Below are 24,697 nucleotides of genomic sequence, written 5' to 3' on the forward strand. Positions count from 1 at the left end.
GAATTATATTCAAACAATTTAGACACATTATCTATTCAAGGCTATTTTAATGGTTTACAAAGTGATATCGAAAAAAAATGGTATCCTAATAGCAAAATTATGGAATATCGCATACACTCGAACGGGAAAAAGAATGGAAAACAAACTGCATATTGGGAAAATGGTAATAAAAAATTCGAGTTTATAGCAAAAGACGATGTGTACGAGGGACAATTGAAAGAATGGAATGTAGAAGGCAAATTAATTCATTTTGCTAACTACAAAAACGGGCAAGAAAACGGAACGCAAAAACTTTGGTACGATAACGGGAAAATAAGAGCCAATTATGTAATTATTGAGGGGAAAAGATATGGATTATTAGGAACTAAAAATTGTAGAAATGTATCGGATAGTATATTTATTGTTAAGTAGTGTTTTGTTTATAAGTTGTAATCAGAATCAGAATCAGAATAAAAATAAGAAAGAAAAAGTTGCATTGCCTTATTATAATGAACCTACATTTACACCCATTTTTGAGAGCAACAAAGCTTTGGTTGAGAAAAGAATTAGTCACAAAATTGATGATTTTTCATTCTTAAATCAAGACAGCGTTCTAATAAATCAAAAAATAATTGAAGGTAGAATTCATATTGCTAATTTTATTTTCACTTCTTGTGGTAGTATTTGCCCTACAATGACAAAAAATTTAAAAATGGTGAGTGATAGTTTAGCAAACCAAAAAAACATCGTTTTCTTGTCTTTTTCGGTTACACCTTGGATAGACAAACCTTACGTTCTGAAAAGGTACAAAAGAGATAACGAGATTGAAAATAAAAATTGGCACTTTCTCACAGGAAATAAAGCAGATATTTACAAATTAGCAAGACAATCTTATTTTGCAGAAGAAGATATAGGATTTAGCAAAGACAGTACAGAATTTTTGCATACAGAACATTTTGTTTTGGTAGACAAAAACAAGAGAATTCGTGGAATTTACAATGGTACATTGACTTTCGAAATGGAACAATTATTAGACGATATTAGAACATTAAGCACTGAAAAATAATACTTTCACTACCAAGGCTAATCGACTTTTTGGATAATAATTTAAGAAATTTCTTAAAATTATAGGTGAAAGCCACTATCAAAAAATGTCTGTTGCTCGCTTTCATTCCCTTTAAGTTGTTTCTTATGTAAGGGAAGAGGTGAGTTAATTTTTCAACCACAAATCTTTCAATACACAATTTTTATAGCTTTGAATACAATAAAGTTTTATTACTTAGCTTTGAATTTTAGTCTCATTATTAAAAATAAAAACCTGAGTAGATGTACCAATTCACTGAAAAATATCAAAAAGCAATATTATAATCCAACATTTTAAAAGCACTTGAATTTTGAAGAGCAATAGCAATATTTAATTCATCGATACAGTAATTAATTAAATATTAAGCTTTTAATAAAAATAAAAAAATGAAAATAATATCAATTTAACATAATATAAATTATAGGATTTATTTATCCTAATATAAAGAGAGTACACGTTTGTATAACTATCCACTCCTAAGTCTTAAATTTGTAATTTACCTAGAGTTTTTATAGTTAAAATTATTTTTGCTCATATAACCTCTGTAATTCCATTCACATAGCATAATACCTGACTCAAAATTAGTCGCGTATTTGGTTATTCTATGAATTTTGATATTTTTATTATTCAAAATCAATAATTTATGCAAAAATATTTGCGTAGTCAAATGACTTCGTATATATTTATAGTCAAATAGCTACATAATGAATTTAAGACGAGATGTTTTTCAAGCCATAGCAGATCCTACAAGAAGATCGATCTTGATGCTGGTTGCAACACAATCAATGACTGCAGGAACTATCGCTTCCAATTTTGATACAGCCAGGCCCACGGTTTCAAAGCATCTTCAGATCCTTACAGAATGTGAATTATTGTCTCAGGAACAAAACGGCCGTGAAATTATCTATCATCTAAATCCAAATAAAATGAAAGAAATTGCTGATTTTATAGAGCCTTTTCGACAAATGTGGGACGATAGATTCAACAAACTTGAAAGCGTAATGAAAGCCTATCAACAGAAAAAATAGAAAATATGGAACTAAAAACAAAAATACACGCCGAAGATAACAAACAGGAAATCCTCATTACCAGAGAGTTTGATCTGCCTTTAGAATTATTGTTTAAAGCCTATACAGAAGCCGAATTGGTTGAACAATGGATGGGAACAAAAGTTTTAAAGCTTGATAATCAGCAACATGGCGGATATCAGTTTGAAACATTAAATCCTCAAGGTGATGTAGTTTTCCGCGCCAACGGAACAATTCACGAATTTATTCCAAATCAAACGATTACAAGAACTTTTCAGATGGAAAATACCCCTTTCCCGGCACAGTTAGAGTTTTTAGAATTTGAAAAATTAATGGAAAATACGAGCAAAATAGTAATTAAAACTATTTATAAATCAGTTGATTACAGAGATCAAATACTAAAACTCCCGTTTGCTAAAGGTATCAATATGGCCCACAATCGTCTACAGGAAATTTTTTCTAAAGAAGCTAGAAATTAAAGTTAATTTTTAGTATTCACGATCAATCATTCATAATTTATAAATCTTAATTCATAACTAAAAACATGAACCCAAAAGTTGATTTCTTTTTTGACCAAGCCAAACAATGGCAGAAAGAATTTGAAAAATTAAGAAATCGCTCTGGAGACGGGACTTGAGGAAGATTTAAAATGGGGATGCCCCTGCTATACCTATCACGACAAAAACATCTTTTTGATCCACGGATTTAAAGAATACTGCGCGCTTTTATTTTTCAAAGGTGCTTTATTGAATGATACAAACAATATTTTGATTCAACAATCTGAAAATGTGCAGGCTGCAAGACAAATTCGATTTACAGATTTAAAACAAATTGCTGATCTAGAAAAAGTTATTAAAACTTACCTATTTGAGGCACTTGAAGCAGAAAAATCAGGCATAAAAGTAGTGATGAAAGAAACCAAACAATTTGAAATGCCGGAAGAATTTCAAAAAAAATTAGATGAAAATTCAGCACTGCAAGAAGCTTTCGAAGCCTTAACACCGGGAAGACAGAGAGCCTATCTACTCCACTTTTCTTCAGCAAAACAAGCAAAAACCCGAGAATCAAGAATAGAAAAATATATCCCTCAAATTCTAATCGGAAAAGGCTTAAATGACTAATTAATAAATAATTAAAAAACATGGAAACACAAAATAAATCAACAAAAAGAAACAAGATCATCTACTGGATTTTCACTCTTTGGATGTCTTTGGGAATGTTTTCTACAGCCATTGTTCAACTGATGAAACACAAAGATGAAGTAGAAAATTTCACAAAACTCGGTTACCCAATTTATTTGATGACCATCGTCGGAATCTGGAAAATATTGGGAGTCATTGCAGCTTTAATTCCAAAATATCCTTTATTAAAAGAATGGGCTTATGCAGGATTTTTCTTTGCAATGTCTGGAGCTTTGGTTTCACATATTATTGTCGGGGATCCGATTGGGAAAACTTTTCCTCCATTATTACTCCTTATTATTACCATAATTTCATGGTATTTCAGACCGGCTGACAGAAAATTTGTTTAATTATTTTTGAATAAATTTAACCTAGAATTTTTAACACAAATAATATCAATATGAAAAATAATAAAAAATTATCCCCTGAACAGGCAGAAGCTCTACTTAAAATATTAAAATCCCGTTTTGAAAAAAATATGAATCGTCATAAAGATCTTGATTGGAATAAAATTCAGTCAAAACTGGAAGAAAATCCTGAGAAACTTTGGTCTTTAAATGAAATGGAAGAAACTGAAGGTGAACCTGATGTTGTTGATTATGACAAAAAAAATGACGAATATATTTTCTTTGATTGCTCGCCAGAAAGCCCAAAACGACGAAGTTTCTGCTATGATTATCCGGCTTGGAATGCTAGAAAAGCCAATAAACCTGAAAATAATGTGATTGATAAAGCTTCCGAAATGGGAATTGAATTATTGTCCGAAGAACAATATCGCCAACTTCAGCAACTCGGAAAATTTGATCTCAAAACTTCAAGTTGGGTGAAAACTCCTGTAGAAATTCGCGAACTTGGCGGTGCTATTTTCTGTGATCGCCGCTATAATACAGTTTTTATGTATCACAATGGTGCCGATTCTTATTATGCTGCAAGAGGTTTTCGTGGTTTTCTAAAAGTTTAATAAAAATAATTAAACCATTAAGATTCAATCAAGTAATTAAGAATATTAAGTTTTATAATCATTAATAGTATAAATCTTAATTAAACTTAACCCCTTAAAATATCTTAATGGTTTAAAATATATTAAGAATTTTTCAACCAAGGAGACTCTACGCTCCAAAATATTATGTTAACTCCCAAATAATTTTCTGCATACTCTACAAACTCTTCTTTTGTGAACGGCTTTTTCGTTTTTGGATTTTTATACGTCAAAGTTGGCTCCTGTACTGCCATCGCTACCAAAGATAAATTTCCTTTATATTTATTAAAAAATGGATATGAATTTTTCATTTGCGCATTTTTATTCGGGACAATATCCGGTCCGCCCAAGCCTATATTATTTTCTTTTGCAAATTCAAATAATCTGGACATATATTTATGATCATTTTCCCACTCACAAGGAAAAAAATTCACATATTGTAAAACGTAAGATTTCTTGAATGCATTTCTAGCAAATTTCAAATTATCCAATTCAGCCTGAAAATATTTATCACAGCTGAAACCTGTTTTATCTCGCTTCATATCAATATCGATCGCTGTTTCAGGCAAATTAATTCCTTGAATTTTTCCGTCAAATTTTTTAGCCAACTCTCCTATCAGTTTTTGAAATCTTTGCTGAACTGCCGGATTCCATTGTTGTGTAACCCAACCATTTCCGACCGGTTTATTTTCTCCGGGATTGTCAAATTGTGGAACCAAACCTCCGGTATATTCTTTTTCTTTTAAAATATAGTCAGGAACATATTTTGCTTCAGGTTCAAAAAATCGATCTTGAAGCTGAATGAATAATTTTCTATTCAACTTGGTTAAATATTCCAGATCTTTTTCAATTCTGGAAAAGTCATAAACATCTTTCGCTGTTTCTAATGATTTCCAACTATAAACGATTTGAACTCCTCCAATATCTTTTCGAGTGATCATTTTTTCAATTTTCTGAAGATCTCCCGAGGAAGTATAAATATAGTTTTGTGGAACTTCGGCTTTTAATTGATTGAGTCCAATAGTAAACAAAATAATAAAAATAATTTTAAGTAAACTTTTCATAACTAAAAATTTGTTGTTAAGTAAGAATCATTAATCATGCCTTAATTTATTTTTACGATGTACAGGAAAATATTCGGAATGTAATTTTTTAAGCGATTCTCAGCGATTAGGAAAATCATACATAATTTTACTATTTATTCGGAAATTAAATTCATAAATATATTTAAAACTAAAAATTATTTTTAATTTACATTTACTTTTATTAAAAATAGTATTGTTATTTTAGCAGCACGAAATTTGATTTAACATAATAAAAAGCATATGAAAAAATTAATTCTATTAAGTTCGTTATCAATTTTTTTAATGAACTGTAATAAAAAAAAGGAAACTCAGATTCAAAAAGCTGAAACTGATTCCACAGCAATGACTGAAACTGTAGTTGATACACTTGGTCCTAAATCTTTCTGTTATATGGAAGTAACTGGAAAAGATACCGTTTTTGTAACAATTGACGACAACTTAGGAACCGTTACAGGAAAAATGTATAATAAATTCTTTGAAAAAGATAATTCTAAAGGAACTTTATCCGGAATAAAATCTGGTGATACGTTGAAGTTAACGTACGAATTTGCTGCAGAGGGCAAAACAGGAAATACAAACGACATTTATTTTCTACAGAAAAAAGATGCTATAATAGAAGGTATCGGTGAAAGAGATTCTCAAACAGGAACAAAATATGCTAATGAGAGTAAAATAAAATATGAAGGAAAAGGCTATAAACTAGCAGATTGTAAGGTGGTTGAGAAAGCATTAAAATAAAATATAAATTATTCCCAATTTATTGAAATATATTGCATGGTATTTGCTATAGTACGGGCTCACACTCATACTAACAAAAATTATTAATAACAAACACTATGCAAAGTTTAAGTTTTAAACCGTTTTCGAAAGATGAATTGATTAATGGACTGAAGAAAACGTTTCCACAATATAAAATTCAAACAAGTTTTGGAGCACTACAGGTAAGAACCAGCGGATTTACTTTAACAGGAAATGTAAAAATAAATGCTAAACCAGAAACCGGTAAAGTAATTACTGAAACAGCTTCAGATTCAGCGTTGCTATATCTAATTTTTTGTTTTCCGATAGGTATTTATATGTACATGAAAAAGGAAAAAATCAAAAAACTTGAAAATGAAGTTATTGAAGGTATTAAGAAAATACTTGTTGAAGATTAAAATAAAAACAGCCTGATCAGGCTGTTTTTTTAGTTATTATAATTCGTTATTAATAATTTCAATAAAATTGTTTACAGGTTCATCGTCTGTATTCCAAGAAGTTATCAATCGGATTGCAGAATTGTCTTCATCGATTTTCTTCCACACATAAAATTCAAATTTCTCAGATAAAACCTGAATCAGATCATTACTCAAAATTGGAAAAATCTGATTGGTATATGTATCTGAAAGAAACTGAATTCCTTTTTCCTTCATGGCATTTTTGATCTTCATCGCTTGCTGATTGGCATGTTTTGCGAGATCAAAATACAGATCATTTTTCATCAGTTCCAAAAACTGAATTCCCAATAATCTTCCTTTTGCCAATAAAGCTCCTTTTTGTTTGATATTAAAACCAAAATCTTGTTTAAGTTCTTGATTATTAATCACAATCGCCTCTCCTATCAACGCTCCGTTTTTGGTTCCGCCTAAATAAAAAATATCGGTTAATTCCGCTACTTTTTCTAAAGTCAGATCACTAATCTCAGATGTTAATCCATGCCCAAGCCTCGCTCCATCCATAAATAAATATAGCCCGTTTTGCTTACAAAAAACGGATAACTCTTCTAATTCTTTTGCATTATAAATCGTTCCCAACTCCGTAGAATTCGATATATAAACCAATTTTGGCATTACCTGATGCGGAACATTTTGGTGATTTTCCAAAACAGGAATAATATCCGACGGTCTTAATTTTCCATCTTCCGTTTCAATATTCAAAATTTTATGTCCTGTAGCTTCGATGGCTCCGGTTTCATTATTTAAAATATGCCCTGTAGAAGCCGATATCGCACATTGATAAGGTCTTAAAATAGAAGAAATTACAATTAAATTAGCCTGTGTTCCTCCGGAAACAAAATAGATATCCGAATTTGGATTTTTAATTTTTTCTTTAATTAATTCTTTAGCCTGTAAAGAATATTTGTCTTCGCCATAGCCAGCCTGCTGATCGAGATTACTTTGTAAAAGTGCCTGCAAGATATTCGGGTGGCATCCCTCTGAATAGTCGTTTTTAAATGAAAATTTCATACAGTAAAATTAAAAAAAGTTAAAATAACAAGAGCAGAATTTTAATAATATTTTGTTAGATTTGTATTGAAAATCATCTAACATTTTGAAAACAACATTAACAGAAGAAAATTATCTGAAAGCTTTGTTTCATTTAGTTGACAATGAAGGAAAGGTTACGATTAACGAGCTCAGCAAATTTTTAAATGTAAAAATGCCGAGTGTCAATAACATGATGAAGAAGTTTGCCGACAAAAGTTGGGTAATTTACGAAACTTACAAACCTCTGAGAGTCACAGAAAAAGGAAGACGGGAAGCCGCTTTAGTCGTACGTAAGCACAGACTTACCGAAATGTTTTTGGTAAAAAAAATGAATTTTGGCTGGGAGAATGTACACGAAATCGCAGAACAGCTTGAGCACGTGCACTCTACTATTTTCTTTGACAAAATGGATGAAATATTAGATCATCCAAAGTTTGATCCGCATGGAGAGCCAATTCCTGATAAAGACGGAAATATTATTGCTCAGGATTTACAGAAATTAAGTGGATGCAATGTTGGGGAAACAGTAGTTTTTGCTTCCGTAACGCTTTCTGATGACGCTTTTCTGAATTATTTAACTGAAAGAAAACTACTTCTGAATACCAAAATAAAAATTATTAAAATTGAAAGTTTTGACAGATCTGTAACGGTTGAAGTTGAAGGAAAACATGAAGTTTTAAGTAAAAAGGCGACTGAAAAAATATTGGTTAAGAAATAAAACTGGTGATTTCGAGAGCCTAAACCACCAGCTTTTTATAATTGTTGATTGAGGTTCTCGAAATCAACAATAAATTATTTCAAACTGTTCTTTAAAATTTTGGAAACCGTTTCAATTTCTTCCATTGTATTGAAATAATGTGGTGATAATCTCACAATTCCATTCACATTTTTATTGGTAAAATCAATCAAAGCTGAATTTTTGTAGGTTACAGAGAAAAATATATTATTTTCTTTTAAAACTTTCTGAATATTTTCAAGATCGCCATCAGAACCACAAAATGTGATGATACTGCTCAGTTTATTTCCCCAATCCCAAACCTTGAAACCGCTATTTTTAAGGTTGTCTCTCAGTTTTCCAGATAAATTTTTGTTATAATTTTCAATATTATCTAAGCCAATATTATTTGCATACTTTACAGCTTCCATAAAACCTAGCAACGTACCATAAGAAATTTCCCAGTGCTCGAATCTTTTTGCGGTTTTAAATAATTCATAATCATCGTATTCCGTCCAGTTTGCACCTCGCATATCTAACAATAAAGGAGCGTAATTTTGCTTTAGAACTCTTTCTGAAACATATAGAAAACCTGTTCCTCTTGGTCCACGCATGAATTTTCTTCCTGTGGCAGTCAGGAAATCACAGTCGATTTTCTCAACATCAACAACCATTTGTCCGACAGATTGACAAGCATCAACCAAATACAAAACATCATATTGACGGCAAATTTTTCCAACACCCTCAACATTTTGAATCAATCCTGAATTTGTTGGGATATGTGTAACCGCAACTAATTTTGGATTGTGTTGTTTTATTAAATTTTCTAAATCCTCCAAATCCAATTCATTATCTGAAAGATTTTTTGTTCTTATTACTTTTATGTTCAATTTTTTCTGAAGCGAGATAAAAGTGATTTGATTTGAAATATAATCATCTACAGTGGTAATGATCACATCTCCTTCTTTGAAAACAATGCTCGCTAAAGCCTTTGCATAAGCATCTGTCGCACTGGTCGCAAAAGCAATATTTGAAGATTGACAATTGATCAGTTTTGCGCTTTCTTCATAAAACTCTTCCAATAAAGTGGTATTTCGGTTAGCGACTTCATATCCTCCAAATTGTTCTTCCTGATGAAAATAATCAACCATAGAATCAACAACTACCTTTGGCATTAATGATGACCCGGCATTGTTTAGAAATATTTTATTATCAGATAAACCTTTTGTGTCTTGTCTTATTTGGTCTAAATTCATTTTTTTTATTTTTTTTCTCCCACAGATTTTAACGATTTACACAGATTATTGCGTATATATTTGCTGAAGACCTGTAAGAATTTAATCAAACAATTTTATACAAAAAATCCCGAATTATTACGTTCGGGATTAAATATTTTTATAAAAGTGATTATAAAATTAATCTAAAACACTCCAACCTCTTTTTGGATTGTTGTTTGAAGAAACTTCCTGTTCATTAACAATGATATTTTCTTTTCTCTGACCGATGTAATCCAGTTCGCTTAATTTAGAGAAAATTGTTTCTAAACTTCTCAACATCTGCTGAATATAAAGAAGCGGTTCTCCACAATTATGATGATCGTAATTCGTTTCCGCAACAATCGATAACTGGTTTAATAATGTATGAGGAGCAATTTCACTCCATTCTAAGCTGTAATTCAACATTTCTTCCAATTCTGCAGGAATCAAAACCTGAGTGGAATTGTATAAATGAAGCGCCAGTTTTGCAAAAGATTCAATTAAAAATACAGGCGGCTGCCAAGGAATGATGTTTCTGAATTGGAAATACATATTTCCAAAAGTATTTACCATTGTCGTACACAAGAACTTAACGTTCTGAGCTAAAGCAGTATTTTGGTTTTTATGAGACGCTTTTTGAACAATCTTAAAGGCGTATTGTTGCAAATTTCCAATAGATTTTGCGTAGCTATTGTAATAATCCAACAATGCCGGATGACTTTGAATAGACGTACAAGGCGGAATAAAATTAGAATCTACCTGTGCGATATTCCCCTTTAGATCAACCTTTCCGACAATTAGATAATTCCCTCCTGAGTAGCTGCTGTTCAAAGAAGTTACGGGAAGCAATTCGATATGATGATTCGGCTGTGCATTGGGATGACGAGGCGGAATTTCTTCAGGATCGATATCTCCAAACGGAACTTTATCAAACGGATTAACGGAAATTAGGATATAATATTCTCCATCAGCCTGTTCTTCATTCATTGATTTGGCTAACGATTTTACGCTTACTCTCCTGTCATTCAATTCAACTCTATAACCAGCCAAAGTCACTGCGCTACAATGTTTTATCACTAACTGAACATCATTTGTTGCTGTATTGTGAACATCAAATATAGTTTTGTCGGTAAACTCGTTCGGGATTGGTAAAAGTCCGTAATTATATGTTGTTATCGCCAAAGAATTTGAATCTCTGATGGTATCTATTAGAAAATTATCCTGATCATTCAGATGTCTTTGGGAAACTTTCATCCCATCTACCCAATTGATTGCAAAATGTTTTATAGGCTGTATCATAGTTAATACTTTTAAAATTTGTGATTATGGTTTTCTCGTAATTCCTTCTTCTTCATGCTGGATAACCCTTTTGCAGATCACCACTTCATTTTCTGAAATGCCGTTTGCAGAAATATCCATATCAAAATCAATATACCTTCTGAAGCTGAAAAACGATTTTTTTGTATAAAAGATCCAATAATACGGTTCTTTTTCAATGTCTGACAAATGAATGATAGATCCCGGATTTTTGTGATTGTAATCATCCACTACCCTGTAAAACCAGTCTCCGAAAGTTACTCCTGTCGGTAAAGTTTTAGCTTTAATTCTAAATCTGTTGGCGTCTTCAAGGTTTTTACTTAACTCAACATTCAATACCATTAATCTATCAAAATCCGCGCCTTCAAAGTCCGGAAGTCTCTGATCCGGTGAATATCTCCAGGTTTTATAAATATCAAACGGAATACTGATAAACTGAATATAGCAATAGTAAAATACCATCGGAACCAAAAAGATCAGCATACTCGTTGCCGACATAATGGCGTAACCCGTTCCTTTGCTCATCCAATTGAAAATTAGGTAAAAAAGATATCCGCCGAAAGCAATACACGTCAATGAAAGTATTGATTCAAACAAGATACTCATCGACACAGATTCAATATGTTTTTTGAAATACTTATCTAATAAATTAACGTGAATAATCCCAAAAATAAGGTAAATGATCTGTGCAATAAGATACCAGTACGGGTTAAACAAATTCCCTGCAAACCCGAAAAAACCAGGCAAAGCAAGACACAGACTGCAAAGCAGAACGTATATGATGATAACTTTAATTTTTATAGCAGGTTTGTTTCGTCTGATCACCCCGAGGATAATCATCATGATAATTGCTATTAATGGCATTAAAATATACCTAAAAAAGATCCCTTTAACTGAAGAAATTTCCATTTGTTTCTTTTCGAATTTATATTTTGTTGGTGATTGTAAATATAATAAAATATTTTACAGAAAGGTAGAGTATCCGAGGCGGTTTGCATTTCTGCCATCATCCTCAAGCATAAATGAATATTCTTTCTTTTCTGTGATAAAATTTTCTTCCACATCTACACTTACCGGAAGAAAATAATCGTATAAAGCCTGAAGCACTTTTCTGAACGGGTTTCCATGAATATATTTTTTCATATCCGAATACGGAATCGGGCCAATATTGACTACCCAATTTCGCTGTCCGTCCATATGCTTCCCGCTCGGAATGTAGGTAACTCCCAATTTTGAATTTCCCAATAACATAGAATCATCATTTTCCCCTATTCCATCAATCACATTTGGTGCAAAAGTTACTTCTACAGGCACTTGTAGAAATGCGGTCATGCATCTTTCAAACCACTTTTTATCACCTCTGATCTGATGAAAAAACGGTAAAATATAGATGAAAATATAAGCATTCTGCTTGTCGAGCATTTTCACCAATGGCCAAAGTTCGCTCACTGTTTCGAGCAAGGTATCGGTGTCGCTGGTAAGATCAAAATCAAATTCTTTAAGCAAAGCGCTGATCTCCGTAAAGAAAACTTCAAGTTCAAACGGGCGGAAAAATTTTCTGGCATCATCTTCTACTATTTTCTGCTTACGAATTTCCTTAACAACGCTTTCAACATTTTTTCTCGTAGCACCTAATGAAGGCGGATGAAAAAGGCCTTCAGGAAGGTAATCGTAAATTCCTTCTCTGTATGTCTCTATCGTAAAAACTTCTTCATCAAAACCTAGATAATTGCTTGAAATATTTTTAATATCCTTTAAATAAGCCCTGTCATTGATCCCGATCCGTTCAATAAAGATATTGCTTACCGCTCTGTGGTATTTCAACAGATTCACTGCAACAGCTTCAGCCTTGAAATCTGTCTGCAGCTTATTGTAATACATATCTACAATATTATTCTCATACATAGTGTTTCCTGTGATTATTGGCTTGTAAAGGTAATATATCTCTAATTATTGAAAAAGCATTTTCTCAATAAATTTCTTCTAAAAATACTAATTTATTAACATTTAAAAGAATAATATACTACAATTTCCGTGAAAATACGGTAAAAATATAAGTTTGAAATTTGTAAGATCTTAATATTCAAAATTTTCACATTATAATTTATCTAAATTGTTAACAATAGTTAGTTTTGCATGCTTTACTTTTTAAATCTTTAGTAAAAAGTAAGAATGATTTAAATTAAATCTTCTATTTAGATTAAATTTTATTAACATCATTAATGATAAGAAATTCATGATATTTAATTCTATTTCGAAAAGCGAGCCGTATCTTTGCGATCTGAAAAATGTTATATAAAATGAAAAGTATTTATTCTAAAATTCTGATGTTAACATTCATCACATCTTCATTGTATTCTTATGCGTGGGGATTGACGGGGCACAGAATTATTGCAGAGATCGCTGAGAACCACCTTTCCGGGAAAGCAAGAAGAGAGATTAAAAAAATAATGGGGAGAGAGCGTCTTGCATATTGGGCAAACTGGCCGGATTTCATCAAATCTGACACTACAGGAGCTTGGAAGCAGGCTTCAGCTTGGCATTATGTAAACATTGATCCACAGGCAGATTTCAAAGCATTTGAGCAAAATCTGAAAGCTCAGGCTGGTCCGAGCCTGTATACTCAGGTGAACACATTGTCTGCTCAGATAAAAGACGAAAAAACTTCTGAAAAAGACAGAAAAATAGCTTTGATCTTCTTAATCCATATTATGGGAGATCTTGCTCAGCCTATGCACACAGGAAGATCTGAAGATTTAGGTGGAAATAAGATTAATGTAACTTATTTTGGAGAAAAGACAAATTTACACTCAGTTTGGGATGGAAAATTAGTAGATTCTCAGAAATACAGCTATACAGAATATGCAAGATTATTGGATATAAAAACTGATGATGAAGTAAAACAAATTCAGACAGGAACGTTGGAAGACTGGTTGTATGATTCTCACAAAATTGCAAATAAGATTTATGCACAGACTCCAAACGATTCAAAATTGTCTTACGATTATCAGTATAAATTCAACGATACCATGGAAAGACAGCTTCTTTACGGAGGTTTGAGACTTTCAAAATGGTTGAATGATTTGTTTTAATTGTTGATCGTTGATGGTCTTTAGTTGATTGTCAATTTAAAATTATATGAGCGGAACTTAGGTTTCGCTTTTTTTGTTTTTAAACAATAAGCTAATTTTTTAGCCTTAAAGATTTGCTGCATAAGACTTACCACAAAGTTTGTCATGCTGGAAGCATCAAGACTCGAATCTTTCCAGAATATTCTCTAATACTATGTTGAGATGCTTCCAGCATGACAAACTTTACGGATATTTCCTAATGTTTTATCAAACGACTGCAACCCTAGCCCCGATTGGAACGGCATCCTTTTTGGTTGCGGGCGGAGCGAAGCGGAGCCCGTTACCAAAAAGATATAGTGGAAAGCGGGATAAAGCTCTAAATAAAAGTTTTAATAGATTTAATTAAAAAAATTTTACTTCTTGATATGATGTTTTGAAAATTTTACAGAAGTGATGAAATAGTAAAATCGCTATTCTGTGACATGAAAGTTACAAATTACAACTAATTTTCTAATTTCAAATTAATTAAATAAAAAATAATTGAAACATGTGTAACCTTTTTACCTTTTCAAACGTATAATATATAGTAACTCTATTTTGAGGAAAAATAAATGAGACAATTAAAAATCACTAAGCAGGTAACCAACAGGGAAACTGCTTCATTAGACAAGTATTTGCAGGAAATTGGTAAAGTGGAACTGATTACTGCGGACGAAGAAGTAGATTTGGCACAAAGAATACGTGCGGGCGACAGAGCTGCACTGGAGAAATTAATCAAGGCCAACCTTCGTTTCGTAGTTTCCGTATCTAAACAATACCAAAATCAAGGTCTTTCTTTACCTGATTTAATTAATGAAGGTAACTTAGGATTGATGAAAGCGGCAAAAAGGTATGATGAAACTAGAGGTTTCAAATTTATCTCTTATGCGGTTTGGTGGATTCGTCAGTCGATTTTACAGGCTTTGGCAGAACAGTCAAGAATTGTAAGATTGCCGTTGAATAAAATTGGTTCCATCAACAAGATCAACAAAGCATATGCTCACTTAGAACAAGAAAACGAAAGACCTCCTTCTCCGGAAGAATTGGCTGAAGTTCTTGATATGAGCGAGGAAGATATTAAAGAATCTATGAAAAACTCCGGAAGACACTTGTCTATGGATGCACCTCTAGTTGAAGGTGAAGATTCTAATCTTTATGATGTATTACGTTCAGGAGAATCTCCAAGTCCAGATAAAGATCTAATGCTTGAATCTCTTCAAATTGAAATTGAAAGAGCATTAAATACTTTGACTCCAAGAGAGGCTGACTTAGTAAGATTATACTTCGGATTAAACGGAAAACATCCAATGACTTTAGAGGAAATTGGTGAAACTTTCGATCTTACAAGAGAGAGAGTCCGTCAGATCAAAGAAAAAGCAATTAAGAGACTAAAGCATAATACCAGAAGCAAGATCCTGAAATCTTATTTAGGTAAATAATTTTAGCGCAACAATTTATTAGGCGGAGTTTGATTTTTCAAGCTCCGTTTTTTTGTAACAATTTTGTAGGTATCTTCAACTAATTGAAAAACTTTAAGAATAATTTCATTCCTGAGGAATCTCAATAATTATATTTAAAAACTAGCTCTAGATTCCTCTGGAATGACAAACTTTGAAAATAAAAACTTAAAAACAAACTATGAAAAAAATACTTTTCTCCTCTATCTTAGCTTTATCATTAATTTCTTGTTCTAAAGTTAAGTCTGAAAATGATGATCTTGTAGAAAATGCTGCAGAAAATACAACTTCAAGTATTCCAATAAAAAGATTAAAAAATACTCAAACCATGTTGGATGCAGTTTATTATGAAAAAATTAAAAATAATGAAAGCCTTAAAAATTTAGATAAAAGATTTTTCTCATTACAGGAGGATAGTCGCAAGATAAAAGATTTATATAATGATATTCTTAGTAAATCAGAAGAATATTATTTTGATGCAGAATATCAAGCAAAAGGAATTAAAGACTCTACTTTAAGAAAAGAAATTATTAATCTTGTAAAGAACAGTTCAGAAAAATATGAGATAAAAGTAAAAAAATTAGAAGAAATTAAACATCAGGTTGATATCAATTATTATAAACTTTACAGCTTTTATAACGCTTTCAAAATCAAAAAAACACTTCCCGAAATCGAAAAATATCAAAACGCTCATCCTTTGAAAACAGATAGTTTGAATAATTTCATCAATAAACAAAATCAGTTATTGAACGAATTGAAAAACTTAAAATAATGAATTCAATCTCAATAATCGGAGCCGGAATTGGCGGTTTGACGCTTGGAAATGTTTTAAAACAACACAATTTAGATTTCACCATCTATGAATCTGCCCCGGAAATACAACCTGTCGGAGCGGGAATTATGATGGCTGTCAATGCGATGCAGGTCTTCGATAAATTAGGATTAAAGGAAAAAATTGAAAAGGCAGGAAATAAAATTCACGGAATTTCGATTACGGATGAAAAACTGAAACCCATCACAAAAACCAATATTTCTGAATTAGAAAAGAAATATAATTCCTGCAACGTTGCTATTCACAGGGCTGAACTACAAAAAATATTAGCTGAAAACATTGGTTTCGAACATATTAAACTTGGTCATTCTTTAGCCCAAATCGAGAAAAAAGAAAATTATATTCTAAATTTCGAAAATGAAAATACCATAGAAAGTAAAATTATTTTCGGAGCAGACGGAATTCATTCTAAAATCAGAAATCAAATTTTCGAAACTGGAACCATCCGAAATGCAGGACAAAAATGCTGGCGCGGACTCGTTAATTTTGAACTTCCAGAAATATTTTATCACGAAGCTTTTGAAATATGGGGAAAAGGCAAACGTTTTGGCTTTGTAAAAATTTCTGATAAAAAAGTATATTGGTACGCTTTGATCAACGAAAAGAAACATAGACGTTATAATAGTTTAGCTGAAAATTTTCACGATTTTGATCCTTTAGTTTTACAAATTTTAGAATCTACTCCGACAAAAAATATTATTCTCAATGATATTATAGACCTGTCTCCTATTCCAAAATGGTATTCTGAAAACCTTTGTTTAATTGGTGATGCAGCTCATGCAACAACTCCGAATATGGGACAAGGCGCTTGTCAGGCCATTGAGGATTCATATATTGTAGGAAAATTATTAGAACAAAATAAAGATTTTAATACTGTTTTCAATGAATTTCAAAAAATCAGAAGAAAAAAGGTTGATTATGTAGTGAATACAAGCTGGAAAATCGGGCAGATCTCACAATGGGAAAGTGGAAATTCTATACGAAATTTCTTGATGAGATTAATTCCAGAAAGTACCAATCAGAAATTGGTTGAGAAAATTATTCAATTGGAAATGTGATTTTTTATTAAAAAAATCCTTCAAGGTTTTGAAACCTCGAAGGATTAGTAGTTAATTATAAATAATTTATTAATAAGTTAAAGTAAGTCCGGCTCCCCAGCCCATTTCATTATCGTAATTTCCGGAGATCGAGAACCATTTTTGTACAATATATCTCAATCCTGTCGTAAATTCACCATCCGAATTAAGGCTGAAATTTCCTCTAATTCTTCTGGAAATCGGTATATCTTCCCTGCTGAGTTCTAATAAAACCGTTCCATTTTGATCTACACTGGCGTCAGCGGTAACTAACATGGGTAAAAGATATTGAGCACCAACAATAAAGGTTGCTTTATTTTTTGAAGCTTTGTTTTGTCCAAACCACGTTCTTTTACCATGAAAATCCATTCCCATTTCTTCTGCCATCCGCCTTTCCATGATCTCATGATTTTTTTGAATTCTGAAACCTGCATAAGGTAATGCCCACTGAAATTTTCCTAAAAATCTTCCGACTTTAAAATTTCCGTCAAAATGATCCATATTCCAATTGGTGTGAAATTCATTTAAATTAGCCCATCTTGGTCCGAACATCGTCATCGTTTCTGCATGAATTTTATTGCTTGCAATATCCAGCATCGCCATAGAACTCACCATTCTATTGTCTTTCATAAAGTCTTTCCATGCCAATTTTCTGTTTGGAAGCTGAGGATTCGGTTTTGAATCTTCATAACTGAAAATTCTTCCCATTCCTGCCATCATGTGGTACAAAATATGACAGTGAAAAAACCAGTCACCATCCTGATTCGCAGCAAATTCGATAACATCTGTTTCCATCGGCATAATATCAACCACATTTTTCAACGGCGAATATTCACCTTTTGAGTTGATTAGTCTAAAATCATGGCCATGCAAGTGCATCGGGTGGCGCATCATTGAGTTATTATACAGTGTAATTCTTAAAATTTCACCTTTTTTAACCAAGATTTTATCTGTTTCTGTAACGGTTTTATTGTCTAAAGTCCAGAGATAATGATTCATATTTCCTTCCAATGTAAACTTCATTTCTTTTACATTTTCGGTTGGAAGAATCGTCTTTTCAGGAGATTTTAAAATATTGTAAGATAACCTTTTAATCTGTTTTTCTTCTTTCATATCCATTCCTGAATGTTGGGAATGATCTTCTTCTTTCTTAGATCCTTTCTCTTTGATCCCCATCATTTCATTCATATGCTTAGCCGTCATTTTTCGTTGACTTTCAGAAAGTTCGGGATACATCACTTCATTCATATCCATCATCTGATTTCCCATGGTCATGTTCATAGGCTTCATATTTCCGCTCATTTCCATCATTCCGTTCATCATTTTCATCCCTTCAAAAAGCATTAGTCTTGGTAAATTTGGAGCTTCTATTTTTTCCCCGGAACCTAGCCAAAGTGAAGCATGACCAATTCTATCTTCTGAAGTTGCGCGAAATTCAAAACTCTTATTCTCAGGAATCGTCACTTCAATGTCATACGTTTCAGAAACACCGACAATCAGACGATCGACTTCCACAGGAACGACATCGTTTCCATCATTTCCGACAACTTTAAACTTTCCGCCTCCGAAATTCAGCCAGAAATAGGTTGAAGAACCTCCATTAGCCACTCTCAGTCTTACTTTATCACCGGCTTTTAAATTTGAATATTCTGAACTTGGCTGTCCGTTGATGAGGAATTTATCATAATATACATCACTCACATCCATTGCCTCCATTCTTTTCCATTCATTCAGGGCTTTTGTTCCGAAATTTCCGGATTTTATGGCTTCCCAATAACTCTGAACTGCATTTTTCTTGATCGCATACCAATCTGTATTTGCCATGTGAAGTCTTCTTGCGATCTGCATCGGATCTTCATCACTCCAATCTCCCAATAATACAGGGATTTCTTTAGTATACTGAACTTTTGGTTCGCCTTCTCTTTTATTGAAAACTAAAATTCCATTCATTCCAATCTGCTCCTGCAAACCTTCATGGGAATGATACCAATACGTCCCGTTTTGTGAAATTTTAAATTTATATAAATGTGTTTCACCAGGTTGTACGGGCTTTGTCGTAAGATACGGAACACCATCATGCTCGTTAGGCAGAATCACTCCATGCCAGTGAAAACCAGTGTTTTCTTTGAGCATATTATGAAGATAAATTTCTGCTGTGTCTCCTTCTGTAAAATATAAAGTTGGGGCTTGTAGCTTGCCGTTTACCGCAATCGCTCTACGTTTTTTTCCTGTAAAATTTACAATCGTATCTTTCACATAAAGATCGTAACGAACTGTTTTTCCTCCGAAACTTACTTTTCCATTTTCGGAATTTCTTTTAAAAATTGAATTTTCATTCTGATGATTTTCAGTTACTTTAACTTCTTTACTTTCTTTTTCAACCAGATCCATTCCGCATTTTGGACATGTTCCAAGTTTATTTGAAGTCACTTCAGGATGCATTGGACAAACGTACATTACTTGATTCTGAGACTTCTGAGATAAAGGTTTAGATAAGATTTTTATTTCCTTTTTATCTGATTTTTGAACCTCTTTTATTTTTGGTTTTACTATTGCTTTAGACTCAACTTTTGCCTTAATTTTAGATATAGGCAGTTTTTTCTTTGTTTCTACAACTTTTGTTTCTTGTTTTACAATAGGTTTCGCTACCGGTTTTGGAGTAACAGCAGGTTTTATAACAACCGTTTTTTTTACTAATGTCATTTTGCATTTCGGACAGTCTCCGGGTTTTGAAGAAACGACTTCCGGGTGCATCGGACAGGTATAATACGTTTTTGTTGTTTGTGCGAAATTGAAAACAGAAAACAAAAATATCAGAAATAGTATTAGCTTTTTCATAATATTTCGAATTATTTTTCAAGTTGCATAGCTTAAAGTTACTTATAACTTAAACTACACAACTCATTAATTTAAAGACAATTACAATACTTATTTTATTTCTGACTTTACACTTCCGCAAGAAAGCATAGAACTTCCGTAGTAAGGATTTACGATTTGTTTTTCGTTGCTCAACCAGCTTGCGTCTGCCATTGGGCAATACTGAACGAAGACCGGTTTATCTGAAAGTTTAAATTCTTTCGTTAAGGCAATCATGTTGTCTGAAAGATTAGAAAATGTCTCTCTTTGCGCTACAATACTTCTGGCATCAGAAATCGCTGTTGCATCTTTTCTAAGGGCATTTAAATTCCCTTCAGAAACTACTTTATAATCGATCGCAGAAGCTGTTTTAATGAATTCAGAAGCTGCTTTTGATGTTTTATCGGCATCATCAGAAGCCAACGCGGCTTTTATCGAAATATAATTTTGATATAATTTAGATACCTGAGCATCAGATTTTGACTGTGCTGAAATAGAAATAATTGAAAATAAAGAGAATACTGCTGTAATGATATATTTTTTCATTGTTTTAAAATTTAGAATTAATTAATAAAGAATAATTTAATATCGCCTATATCGCCTATTGCGACATGTCATGTCGTTCGTAATGACATGAATATCAAACGACTGACGAATTCTAAATTCTGAAATTACAATGATTTATAAAGATGGGAACCAAATTATTTTCAGGCGGTGCATTGATTTGAATCTGTGTAAATTTTGTAGCCGAAAAAGACTTATCTACAAAGAAAAACTGATGAGTTGGAATCTCTGAAATCTGTTTTAAAAAATCAATTTTCAAAAGATCTGATTTCTGGGAATCATCAACTTTTACAACTTTGACTTCCGTTTTGCAACAGTCTTTTTTGGTCTTTATGCCACATTTACTGCATAGATCATCCGTTTTTTGGCTTACAGAAACCATTTCCATCATGCAATAATGTACACTAACAACTGCCCCAGAGGAAAATCCGAAGTAGAATATAGAAAACAGTATGGCAAGAATCTTTTTCATATGCTTTAGCAAAGGTAGAAATAAGTATTGAATGACTGTTATAAAATTATGTGATGTTGTTATAAAATTCTGGAAACAAAAAATCTCCTGCAATTATTCAGGAGATTTTTAATTTATTTTGTTATAGATTTTTTTTCCCGCAGATCATAATGATTTTCCCAGATGATTGTGTTTTATTTTTAAATCTAAATCCTATTATTTAATTTTAAATTCAAGTTTTACGTTGAAGAAACGACCTGTCAAACGAACCGGAACCGGATACATTAAATTAGTATTTGCATCTGTGATCCATTGATTGGCAACGGTATTTCTGATATTAAATGCATTGAAAACCTGAACTCCCAAGGTTAATTCTTCAAAATTACCCCAGAATCCGTATGTTTTCTTGTTGTCTTTTCTGTCGATAAATACTTTAGAAAGTCCGATATCTACTCTTTTATAAGAAGGCAACGTTCTTTGGTATGTATATGGATCCGTAAGAACCGGTGCGCCTGTTGGTAATCCCATAGCGTAGGTTAACGTTAGATTCACGCGCATAGAAGGGAATTCTGGCATATAATCCTGATAGAACATCGCAAATCTGAACCTTTGGTCCGTTGGTCTAGGAATATCTCCTTTTCCTTCAATATTTTCATAAACTCTGGCATAACTTGCAGATAACCAAGAATCTACTCCCGGAACAAATTCCCCGAATAATCTTGTGTCAATTCCATAAGCATATCCTGTCGCATTATTCTGACCTGAATAACGAATCCTTACATTATCCATATAATAAGGAATCAGATTATTCATTTTCTTATAGTATAATTCGGTCGTCAATTTGAACGGTCTGTTATACATCGTAAATTCATAATCATTAGATAAAATAGCCTGAATTGAACGTTGAGATTTTATATTACTATTAAAATTACCATCTAAGTCTTTGATTTCCTTATAGAAAGGCGACTGATAATAAATACCTCCCGAAAGTTTGAACAACATATCACTGTCCCAATCAGGTTTGATGGCAAACTGAGCTCTTGGGGAGAAAATAGTTTCATTATTAAAACTCCAGTTTGAAACTCTTGCTCCTGCATTTACAAAAACCTTACTAGAACCCCAATAAAATTTCTGAGAATATTGTGCATAAGCAGACATTCTCGTCGGCTCAATATGATTGTTACCTGAAATATTGTACATCAATTTCAAATCTCCCGGATTTCTAGGATCAACGAAAGCTTCATGCGGAAGGCTGTAACCAGCAGAATCTACCAATTTCCATTCGTTGGTAAGATCTTTTAGGTTTTCTTTTTCATACTTAAATCCAACTTCAATATCCGTATTCGGATTAGGTGAAAAACGGGATCTGAACTGAGCTCCGTATGTTCTTACAAATAAATCATTTCTTGCATGTTCAATCTGTCCGCCAGCATCATATGAAGTCGTTGGATCTCCTGTAATAGGATCAAAAGTCTGTAAAATATAACTTGATGAAATCGTATAATATTCTCTTTCTCTGTTCTGATAAGAAAAAGCATCCAATGTAAATTTCCACTTATCTGATGGCTTATAATTCATAGAGAACGTTCCCATCATATTTTTATACTTATCATCTTCTTTACCGTTATAAAAAACGCTAAGATTGATAGGTCTTTGTAAAGAACCAAAGTCTATACTTTGCTCTTTGGGAATCATTTCGTAATCATTCTTAGAATAATATCCTATGAATGAAAGTGAAAATTTTTCGCTGATATGATAATTAAGATATGTCTGGAAATCAAAATATCTAGGGTTAAAATTGGTGTCCTCTTTTAAAGTATTAAGAACCAAATTAGTATTTCTATATCTCCCTGAAAATAAAGCGGTTAATTTCTTATTTTTCGAAGCTAAACCTGCCGTTAATCTTCCACCTATCAAACTCGCTTCTCCTGAAAGTTCAAACTTTTCAGGTTCACGGTAATAGATATTTAATGCAGAAGACATTTTATCTCCGTATTTCGGTTCAAAACCTCCGGCAGAGAAATTCACGGTAGAAACCATATCCGGATTAATGATACTCAATCCTTCCTGTTGAGAATTTCTGATCAGGAAAGGTCTGTATATTTCAATATCATTAATATAAATAAGGTTTTCATCATAGTTTCCACCACGAACCATATATTGTGAAGAAAGCTCTGTATTGGAGTTTACGGAAGGTAAAGTTTTAATAACACCTTCTATACCTCCGGAAATACTCGCCACATTCTGAGCATCTTTTGCTGAAATTTTTACAGCAGTAAGGTCATTCGTTTTTCCGGTCACTTTTTTCTGGAAAACGATTTCCTCAATATCTGTTGTTCTTGCTGTATCTCTCTTTTTTGTTTGAGAGAATACTAACATGGGAACCATAAGGCTCAGTGGTAAAACTAGTTTTTTCAAAAGAAATGTTTTAAAATTTCAAACGTGAATATATAAATTTTATTTTAACTTATTTAAACTTTATTTAACATTTATTAAAATGATATTTATATTGTAATCCTGAAGTTTAGCTTATTTAATAGGCAATTTATTGTTTTTGTTTAAATTTATTACAAAATAGCTTCTCTTACTCTTGTCAGTTTTTGTAACAAATCTTCTAATAAATCAAGTCTTAACATGTTGGCTCCATCTGATAATGCGGTTTCCGGTGTTGGGTGAGTTTCGATAAAAATTCCGTCTGCACCTACTGCAATTCCTGCTTTTGCAACAGTTTCGATAAGATCCGGTCTTCCTCCTGTAACTCCTGAGCTTTGATTTGGTTGTTGAAGAGAATGCGTAACATCCAGAATAACAGGTGCATATTCTCTCATGGTAGGAATTCCTCTGTAGTCAACAATTAGATCTGTATATCCAAAAGAATTTCCTCTTTCAATGATAGCAACTTTCTGATTATCAGAATCTGTAATTTTTTGAACGGCAAATTTCATTGATTCTGGAGAAAGAAACTGTCCTTTTTTCAGAGAAACACATTTTCCTGTTTTTGCGGCAGCAATTAATAAGTCTGTCTGACGCACCAAAAATGCAGGAATCTGCAGAACATCAACATATTGAGCCGCCAAAGCAGCATGTTCGTTCTCGTGGATATCTGTAGTAGTTGGAATATTGAAAGTCTCTCCAACTTTTTTAAGGATCTCCAAAGACTTTTCTTCTCCAATTGTAGTAAAAGAGTCTACTCTACTTCTGTTAGCTTTTTTAAAGCTTCCTTTGAAAATGTATGGAATGTTGTATTTATTGGTTAATTCAATTACTTTTTCAGCAATTCTTAACGCCATGTCTTCGCCTTCAATAATACAAGGTCCGGCAATAAGGAAAAAGTTTTTGGAATCTTTGTGATGGATATTATCTAAATACTGAATCATTTTATATTAAATTAAAAGTTCAGTAAAAATACTTATAAAGTTTCAGAATCGGAAATTATTTTGGAGTAATAAATAAGTATATACTGTACGTTATAAAACATAGA

General features: G+C 32.4%; 24 protein-coding genes and 1 pseudogene. 14 read left to right on the forward strand and 11 right to left on the reverse strand.

Annotated features, from left to right (window positions below; genetic code table 11):
- Positions 1-99 precede the first annotated feature (99 nt).
- The 7 genes and pseudogenes from EG348_RS21955 to EG348_RS19060 all read left to right on the forward strand — a co-directional run bounded on the left by EG348_RS21955 (position 100) and on the right by EG348_RS19060 (position 4,233).
- Positions 100-411 carry a toxin-antitoxin system YwqK family antitoxin gene (locus tag EG348_RS21955; RefSeq protein WP_228414785.1) on the forward strand — a complete coding sequence of 104 codons (312 nt, stop codon included), beginning with the start codon at positions 100-102 and terminating at the stop codon, positions 409-411.
- Positions 380-1,045, forward strand: a complete 666-nt coding sequence (locus EG348_RS19035; protein ID WP_123984532.1) for an SCO family protein — start codon at positions 380-382, stop codon at positions 1,043-1,045. Before EG348_RS21955 ends, EG348_RS19035 begins: the two co-directional genes overlap by 32 nt.
- Before the next feature lie 722 nt (positions 1,046-1,767).
- Positions 1,768-2,091, forward strand: coding sequence for an ArsR/SmtB family transcription factor (locus EG348_RS19040; RefSeq protein WP_123984533.1), 324 nt, complete (start codon positions 1,768-1,770; stop codon positions 2,089-2,091).
- Between the two features lie 5 nt (positions 2,092-2,096).
- Positions 2,097-2,570: an SRPBCC domain-containing protein gene (locus EG348_RS19045; RefSeq protein WP_123984534.1), complete on the forward strand. Its 474-nt coding sequence runs from the start codon at positions 2,097-2,099 to the stop codon at positions 2,568-2,570.
- Between the two features lie 65 nt (positions 2,571-2,635).
- Positions 2,636-3,212 (forward strand): annotated as a pseudogene (locus EG348_RS19050) (YdeI/OmpD-associated family protein).
- A gap of 20 nt (positions 3,213-3,232) precedes the next feature.
- Positions 3,233-3,622, forward strand: a complete 390-nt coding sequence (locus EG348_RS19055) for a DoxX family protein (RefSeq protein ID WP_123984535.1) — start codon at positions 3,233-3,235, stop codon at positions 3,620-3,622.
- 50 nt (positions 3,623-3,672) lie between these two features.
- Positions 3,673-4,233, forward strand: coding sequence for a DUF4256 domain-containing protein (locus EG348_RS19060; RefSeq protein WP_123984536.1), 561 nt, complete (start codon positions 3,673-3,675; stop codon positions 4,231-4,233).
- Positions 4,234-4,355: 122 nt separating this feature from the next.
- Here EG348_RS19060 and EG348_RS19065 read toward each other — a convergent pair whose 3' ends face one another.
- Positions 4,356-5,315, reverse strand: coding sequence for a hypothetical protein (locus EG348_RS19065; RefSeq protein ID WP_123984537.1), 960 nt, complete (start codon positions 5,313-5,315; stop codon positions 4,356-4,358).
- Between the two features lie 261 nt (positions 5,316-5,576).
- Between EG348_RS19065 and EG348_RS19070 the strand changes: the two genes are divergently transcribed.
- Positions 5,577-6,074 (forward strand): hypothetical protein, encoded by a 498-nt coding sequence (locus tag EG348_RS19070; protein WP_123984538.1) that lies wholly within the window; start codon positions 5,577-5,579, stop codon positions 6,072-6,074.
- 98 nt (positions 6,075-6,172) lie between these two features.
- Positions 6,173-6,493 carry a hypothetical protein gene (locus EG348_RS19075; protein ID WP_123984539.1) on the forward strand — a complete coding sequence of 107 codons (321 nt, stop codon included), beginning with the start codon at positions 6,173-6,175 and terminating at the stop codon, positions 6,491-6,493.
- 36 nt (positions 6,494-6,529) lie between these two features.
- Here the strand turns inward: EG348_RS19075 and EG348_RS19080 are convergent, their stop codons facing one another.
- Positions 6,530-7,561, reverse strand: a complete 1,032-nt coding sequence (locus EG348_RS19080) for a threonine aldolase family protein (protein WP_123984540.1) — start codon at positions 7,559-7,561, stop codon at positions 6,530-6,532.
- Positions 7,562-7,646: 85 nt separating this feature from the next.
- Here EG348_RS19080 and EG348_RS19085 point away from each other — a divergent pair, with 85 nt between their 5' ends.
- The gene (locus tag EG348_RS19085; protein WP_123984541.1) at positions 7,647-8,300 is read left to right on the forward strand and encodes a metal-dependent transcriptional regulator; all 654 of its coding nucleotides are present in this window, start codon (positions 7,647-7,649) and stop codon (positions 8,298-8,300) included.
- A 74-nt stretch (positions 8,301-8,374) separates the two neighbouring features.
- Here EG348_RS19085 and EG348_RS19090 read toward each other — a convergent pair whose 3' ends face one another.
- The 4 genes from EG348_RS19090 to EG348_RS19105 all read right to left on the reverse strand — a co-directional run bounded on the left by EG348_RS19090 (position 8,375) and on the right by EG348_RS19105 (position 12,775).
- The gene (locus tag EG348_RS19090) at positions 8,375-9,553 is read right to left on the reverse strand and encodes an aminotransferase class V-fold PLP-dependent enzyme (RefSeq protein WP_123984542.1); all 1,179 of its coding nucleotides are present in this window, start codon (positions 9,551-9,553) and stop codon (positions 8,375-8,377) included.
- A gap of 159 nt (positions 9,554-9,712) precedes the next feature.
- A complete protein-coding gene (locus EG348_RS19095) occupies positions 9,713-10,852 on the reverse strand; it encodes a hypothetical protein (RefSeq protein WP_123984543.1) in 1,140 nt (379 codons plus the stop codon).
- Between the two features lie 24 nt (positions 10,853-10,876).
- Entirely contained in the window at positions 10,877-11,713 is an 837-nt protein-coding gene (locus EG348_RS19100) for a TssN family type VI secretion system protein (RefSeq protein WP_262696690.1), read from the reverse strand.
- Between the two features lie 120 nt (positions 11,714-11,833).
- Positions 11,834-12,775, reverse strand: coding sequence for a type VI secretion system baseplate subunit TssG (locus EG348_RS19105; RefSeq protein WP_123984545.1), 942 nt, complete (start codon positions 12,773-12,775; stop codon positions 11,834-11,836).
- Between the two features lie 395 nt (positions 12,776-13,170).
- Between EG348_RS19105 and EG348_RS19110 the strand changes: the two genes are divergently transcribed.
- The 4 genes from EG348_RS19110 (at position 13,171) to EG348_RS19125 (ending at position 17,327) form a co-directional block, all read left to right on the forward strand.
- Positions 13,171-13,962, forward strand: a complete 792-nt coding sequence (locus EG348_RS19110; protein WP_123984546.1) for a S1/P1 nuclease — start codon at positions 13,171-13,173, stop codon at positions 13,960-13,962.
- Between the two features lie 590 nt (positions 13,963-14,552).
- The gene (locus EG348_RS19115; RefSeq protein WP_027385416.1) at positions 14,553-15,419 is read left to right on the forward strand and encodes an RNA polymerase sigma factor RpoD/SigA; all 867 of its coding nucleotides are present in this window, start codon (positions 14,553-14,555) and stop codon (positions 15,417-15,419) included.
- A gap of 199 nt (positions 15,420-15,618) precedes the next feature.
- Positions 15,619-16,209, forward strand: coding sequence for a hypothetical protein (locus EG348_RS19120; protein WP_123984547.1), 591 nt, complete (start codon positions 15,619-15,621; stop codon positions 16,207-16,209).
- The gene (locus EG348_RS19125) at positions 16,209-17,327 is read left to right on the forward strand and encodes an FAD-dependent monooxygenase (RefSeq protein ID WP_123984548.1); all 1,119 of its coding nucleotides are present in this window, start codon (positions 16,209-16,211) and stop codon (positions 17,325-17,327) included. Before EG348_RS19120 ends, EG348_RS19125 begins: the two co-directional genes overlap by 1 nt.
- Before the next feature lie 69 nt (positions 17,328-17,396).
- Here the strand turns inward: EG348_RS19125 and EG348_RS19130 are convergent, their stop codons facing one another.
- The 5 genes from EG348_RS19130 to kdsA all read right to left on the reverse strand — a co-directional run bounded on the left by EG348_RS19130 (position 17,397) and on the right by kdsA (position 24,593).
- Positions 17,397-20,183 carry a multicopper oxidase domain-containing protein gene (locus tag EG348_RS19130; RefSeq protein ID WP_228414786.1) on the reverse strand — a complete coding sequence of 929 codons (2,787 nt, stop codon included), beginning with the start codon at positions 20,181-20,183 and terminating at the stop codon, positions 17,397-17,399.
- Positions 20,184-20,273: 90 nt separating this feature from the next.
- A complete protein-coding gene (locus EG348_RS19135; protein ID WP_123984549.1) occupies positions 20,274-20,747 on the reverse strand; it encodes a DUF3347 domain-containing protein in 474 nt (157 codons plus the stop codon).
- A gap of 112 nt (positions 20,748-20,859) precedes the next feature.
- Positions 20,860-21,237, reverse strand: a complete 378-nt coding sequence (locus EG348_RS19140) for an HYC_CC_PP family protein (protein WP_123984550.1) — start codon at positions 21,235-21,237, stop codon at positions 20,860-20,862.
- Positions 21,238-21,432: 195 nt separating this feature from the next.
- Positions 21,433-23,634 (reverse strand): TonB-dependent receptor plug domain-containing protein, encoded by a 2,202-nt coding sequence (locus EG348_RS19145; protein WP_123984551.1) that lies wholly within the window; start codon positions 23,632-23,634, stop codon positions 21,433-21,435.
- Between the two features lie 149 nt (positions 23,635-23,783).
- Positions 23,784-24,593, reverse strand: a complete 810-nt coding sequence (gene kdsA / locus EG348_RS19150; RefSeq protein WP_066758312.1) for a 3-deoxy-8-phosphooctulonate synthase — start codon at positions 24,591-24,593, stop codon at positions 23,784-23,786.
- Between the last annotated feature and the right edge of the window lie 104 nt (positions 24,594-24,697).

This window comes from Chryseobacterium sp. G0201, assembly GCF_003815655.1.
In the GTDB taxonomy this organism is placed as follows: Bacteria; Bacteroidota; Bacteroidia; order Flavobacteriales; family Weeksellaceae; genus Chryseobacterium.

Coding starts and splice junctions, on each gene's coding strand:
- EG348_RS21955 (WP_228414785.1), top strand. CDS start 100: ATGGAATATCGCATACACTCGAACGGGAAAAAGAATGGAAAACAAACT.
- EG348_RS19035 (WP_123984532.1), top strand. CDS start 380: ATGTATCGGATAGTATATTTATTGTTAAGTAGTGTTTTGTTTATAAGT.
- EG348_RS19040 (WP_123984533.1), top strand. CDS start 1,768: ATGAATTTAAGACGAGATGTTTTTCAAGCCATAGCAGATCCTACAAGA.
- EG348_RS19045 (WP_123984534.1), top strand. CDS start 2,097: ATGGAACTAAAAACAAAAATACACGCCGAAGATAACAAACAGGAAATC.
- EG348_RS19055 (WP_123984535.1), top strand. CDS start 3,233: ATGGAAACACAAAATAAATCAACAAAAAGAAACAAGATCATCTACTGG.
- EG348_RS19060 (WP_123984536.1), top strand. CDS start 3,673: ATGAAAAATAATAAAAAATTATCCCCTGAACAGGCAGAAGCTCTACTT.
- EG348_RS19065 (WP_123984537.1), bottom strand. CDS start 5,315: ATGAAAAGTTTACTTAAAATTATTTTTATTATTTTGTTTACTATTGGA.
- EG348_RS19070 (WP_123984538.1), top strand. CDS start 5,577: ATGAAAAAATTAATTCTATTAAGTTCGTTATCAATTTTTTTAATGAAC.
- EG348_RS19075 (WP_123984539.1), top strand. CDS start 6,173: ATGCAAAGTTTAAGTTTTAAACCGTTTTCGAAAGATGAATTGATTAAT.
- EG348_RS19080 (WP_123984540.1), bottom strand. CDS start 7,561: ATGAAATTTTCATTTAAAAACGACTATTCAGAGGGATGCCACCCGAAT.
- EG348_RS19090 (WP_123984542.1), bottom strand. CDS start 9,553: ATGAATTTAGACCAAATAAGACAAGACACAAAAGGTTTATCTGATAAT.
- EG348_RS19095 (WP_123984543.1), bottom strand. CDS start 10,852: ATGATACAGCCTATAAAACATTTTGCAATCAATTGGGTAGATGGGATG.
- EG348_RS19100 (WP_262696690.1), bottom strand. CDS start 11,713: ATGATGATTATCCTCGGGGTGATCAGACGAAACAAACCTGCTATAAAA.
- EG348_RS19105 (WP_123984545.1), bottom strand. CDS start 12,775: ATGTATGAGAATAATATTGTAGATATGTATTACAATAAGCTGCAGACA.
- EG348_RS19110 (WP_123984546.1), top strand. CDS start 13,171: ATGAAAAGTATTTATTCTAAAATTCTGATGTTAACATTCATCACATCT.
- EG348_RS19115 (WP_027385416.1), top strand. CDS start 14,553: ATGAGACAATTAAAAATCACTAAGCAGGTAACCAACAGGGAAACTGCT.
- EG348_RS19120 (WP_123984547.1), top strand. CDS start 15,619: ATGAAAAAAATACTTTTCTCCTCTATCTTAGCTTTATCATTAATTTCT.
- EG348_RS19125 (WP_123984548.1), top strand. CDS start 16,209: ATGAATTCAATCTCAATAATCGGAGCCGGAATTGGCGGTTTGACGCTT.
- EG348_RS19130 (WP_228414786.1), bottom strand. CDS start 20,183: ATGAAAAAGCTAATACTATTTCTGATATTTTTGTTTTCTGTTTTCAAT.
- EG348_RS19135 (WP_123984549.1), bottom strand. CDS start 20,747: ATGAAAAAATATATCATTACAGCAGTATTCTCTTTATTTTCAATTATT.
- EG348_RS19140 (WP_123984550.1), bottom strand. CDS start 21,237: ATGAAAAAGATTCTTGCCATACTGTTTTCTATATTCTACTTCGGATTT.
- kdsA (WP_066758312.1), bottom strand. CDS start 24,593: ATGATTCAGTATTTAGATAATATCCATCACAAAGATTCCAAAAACTTT.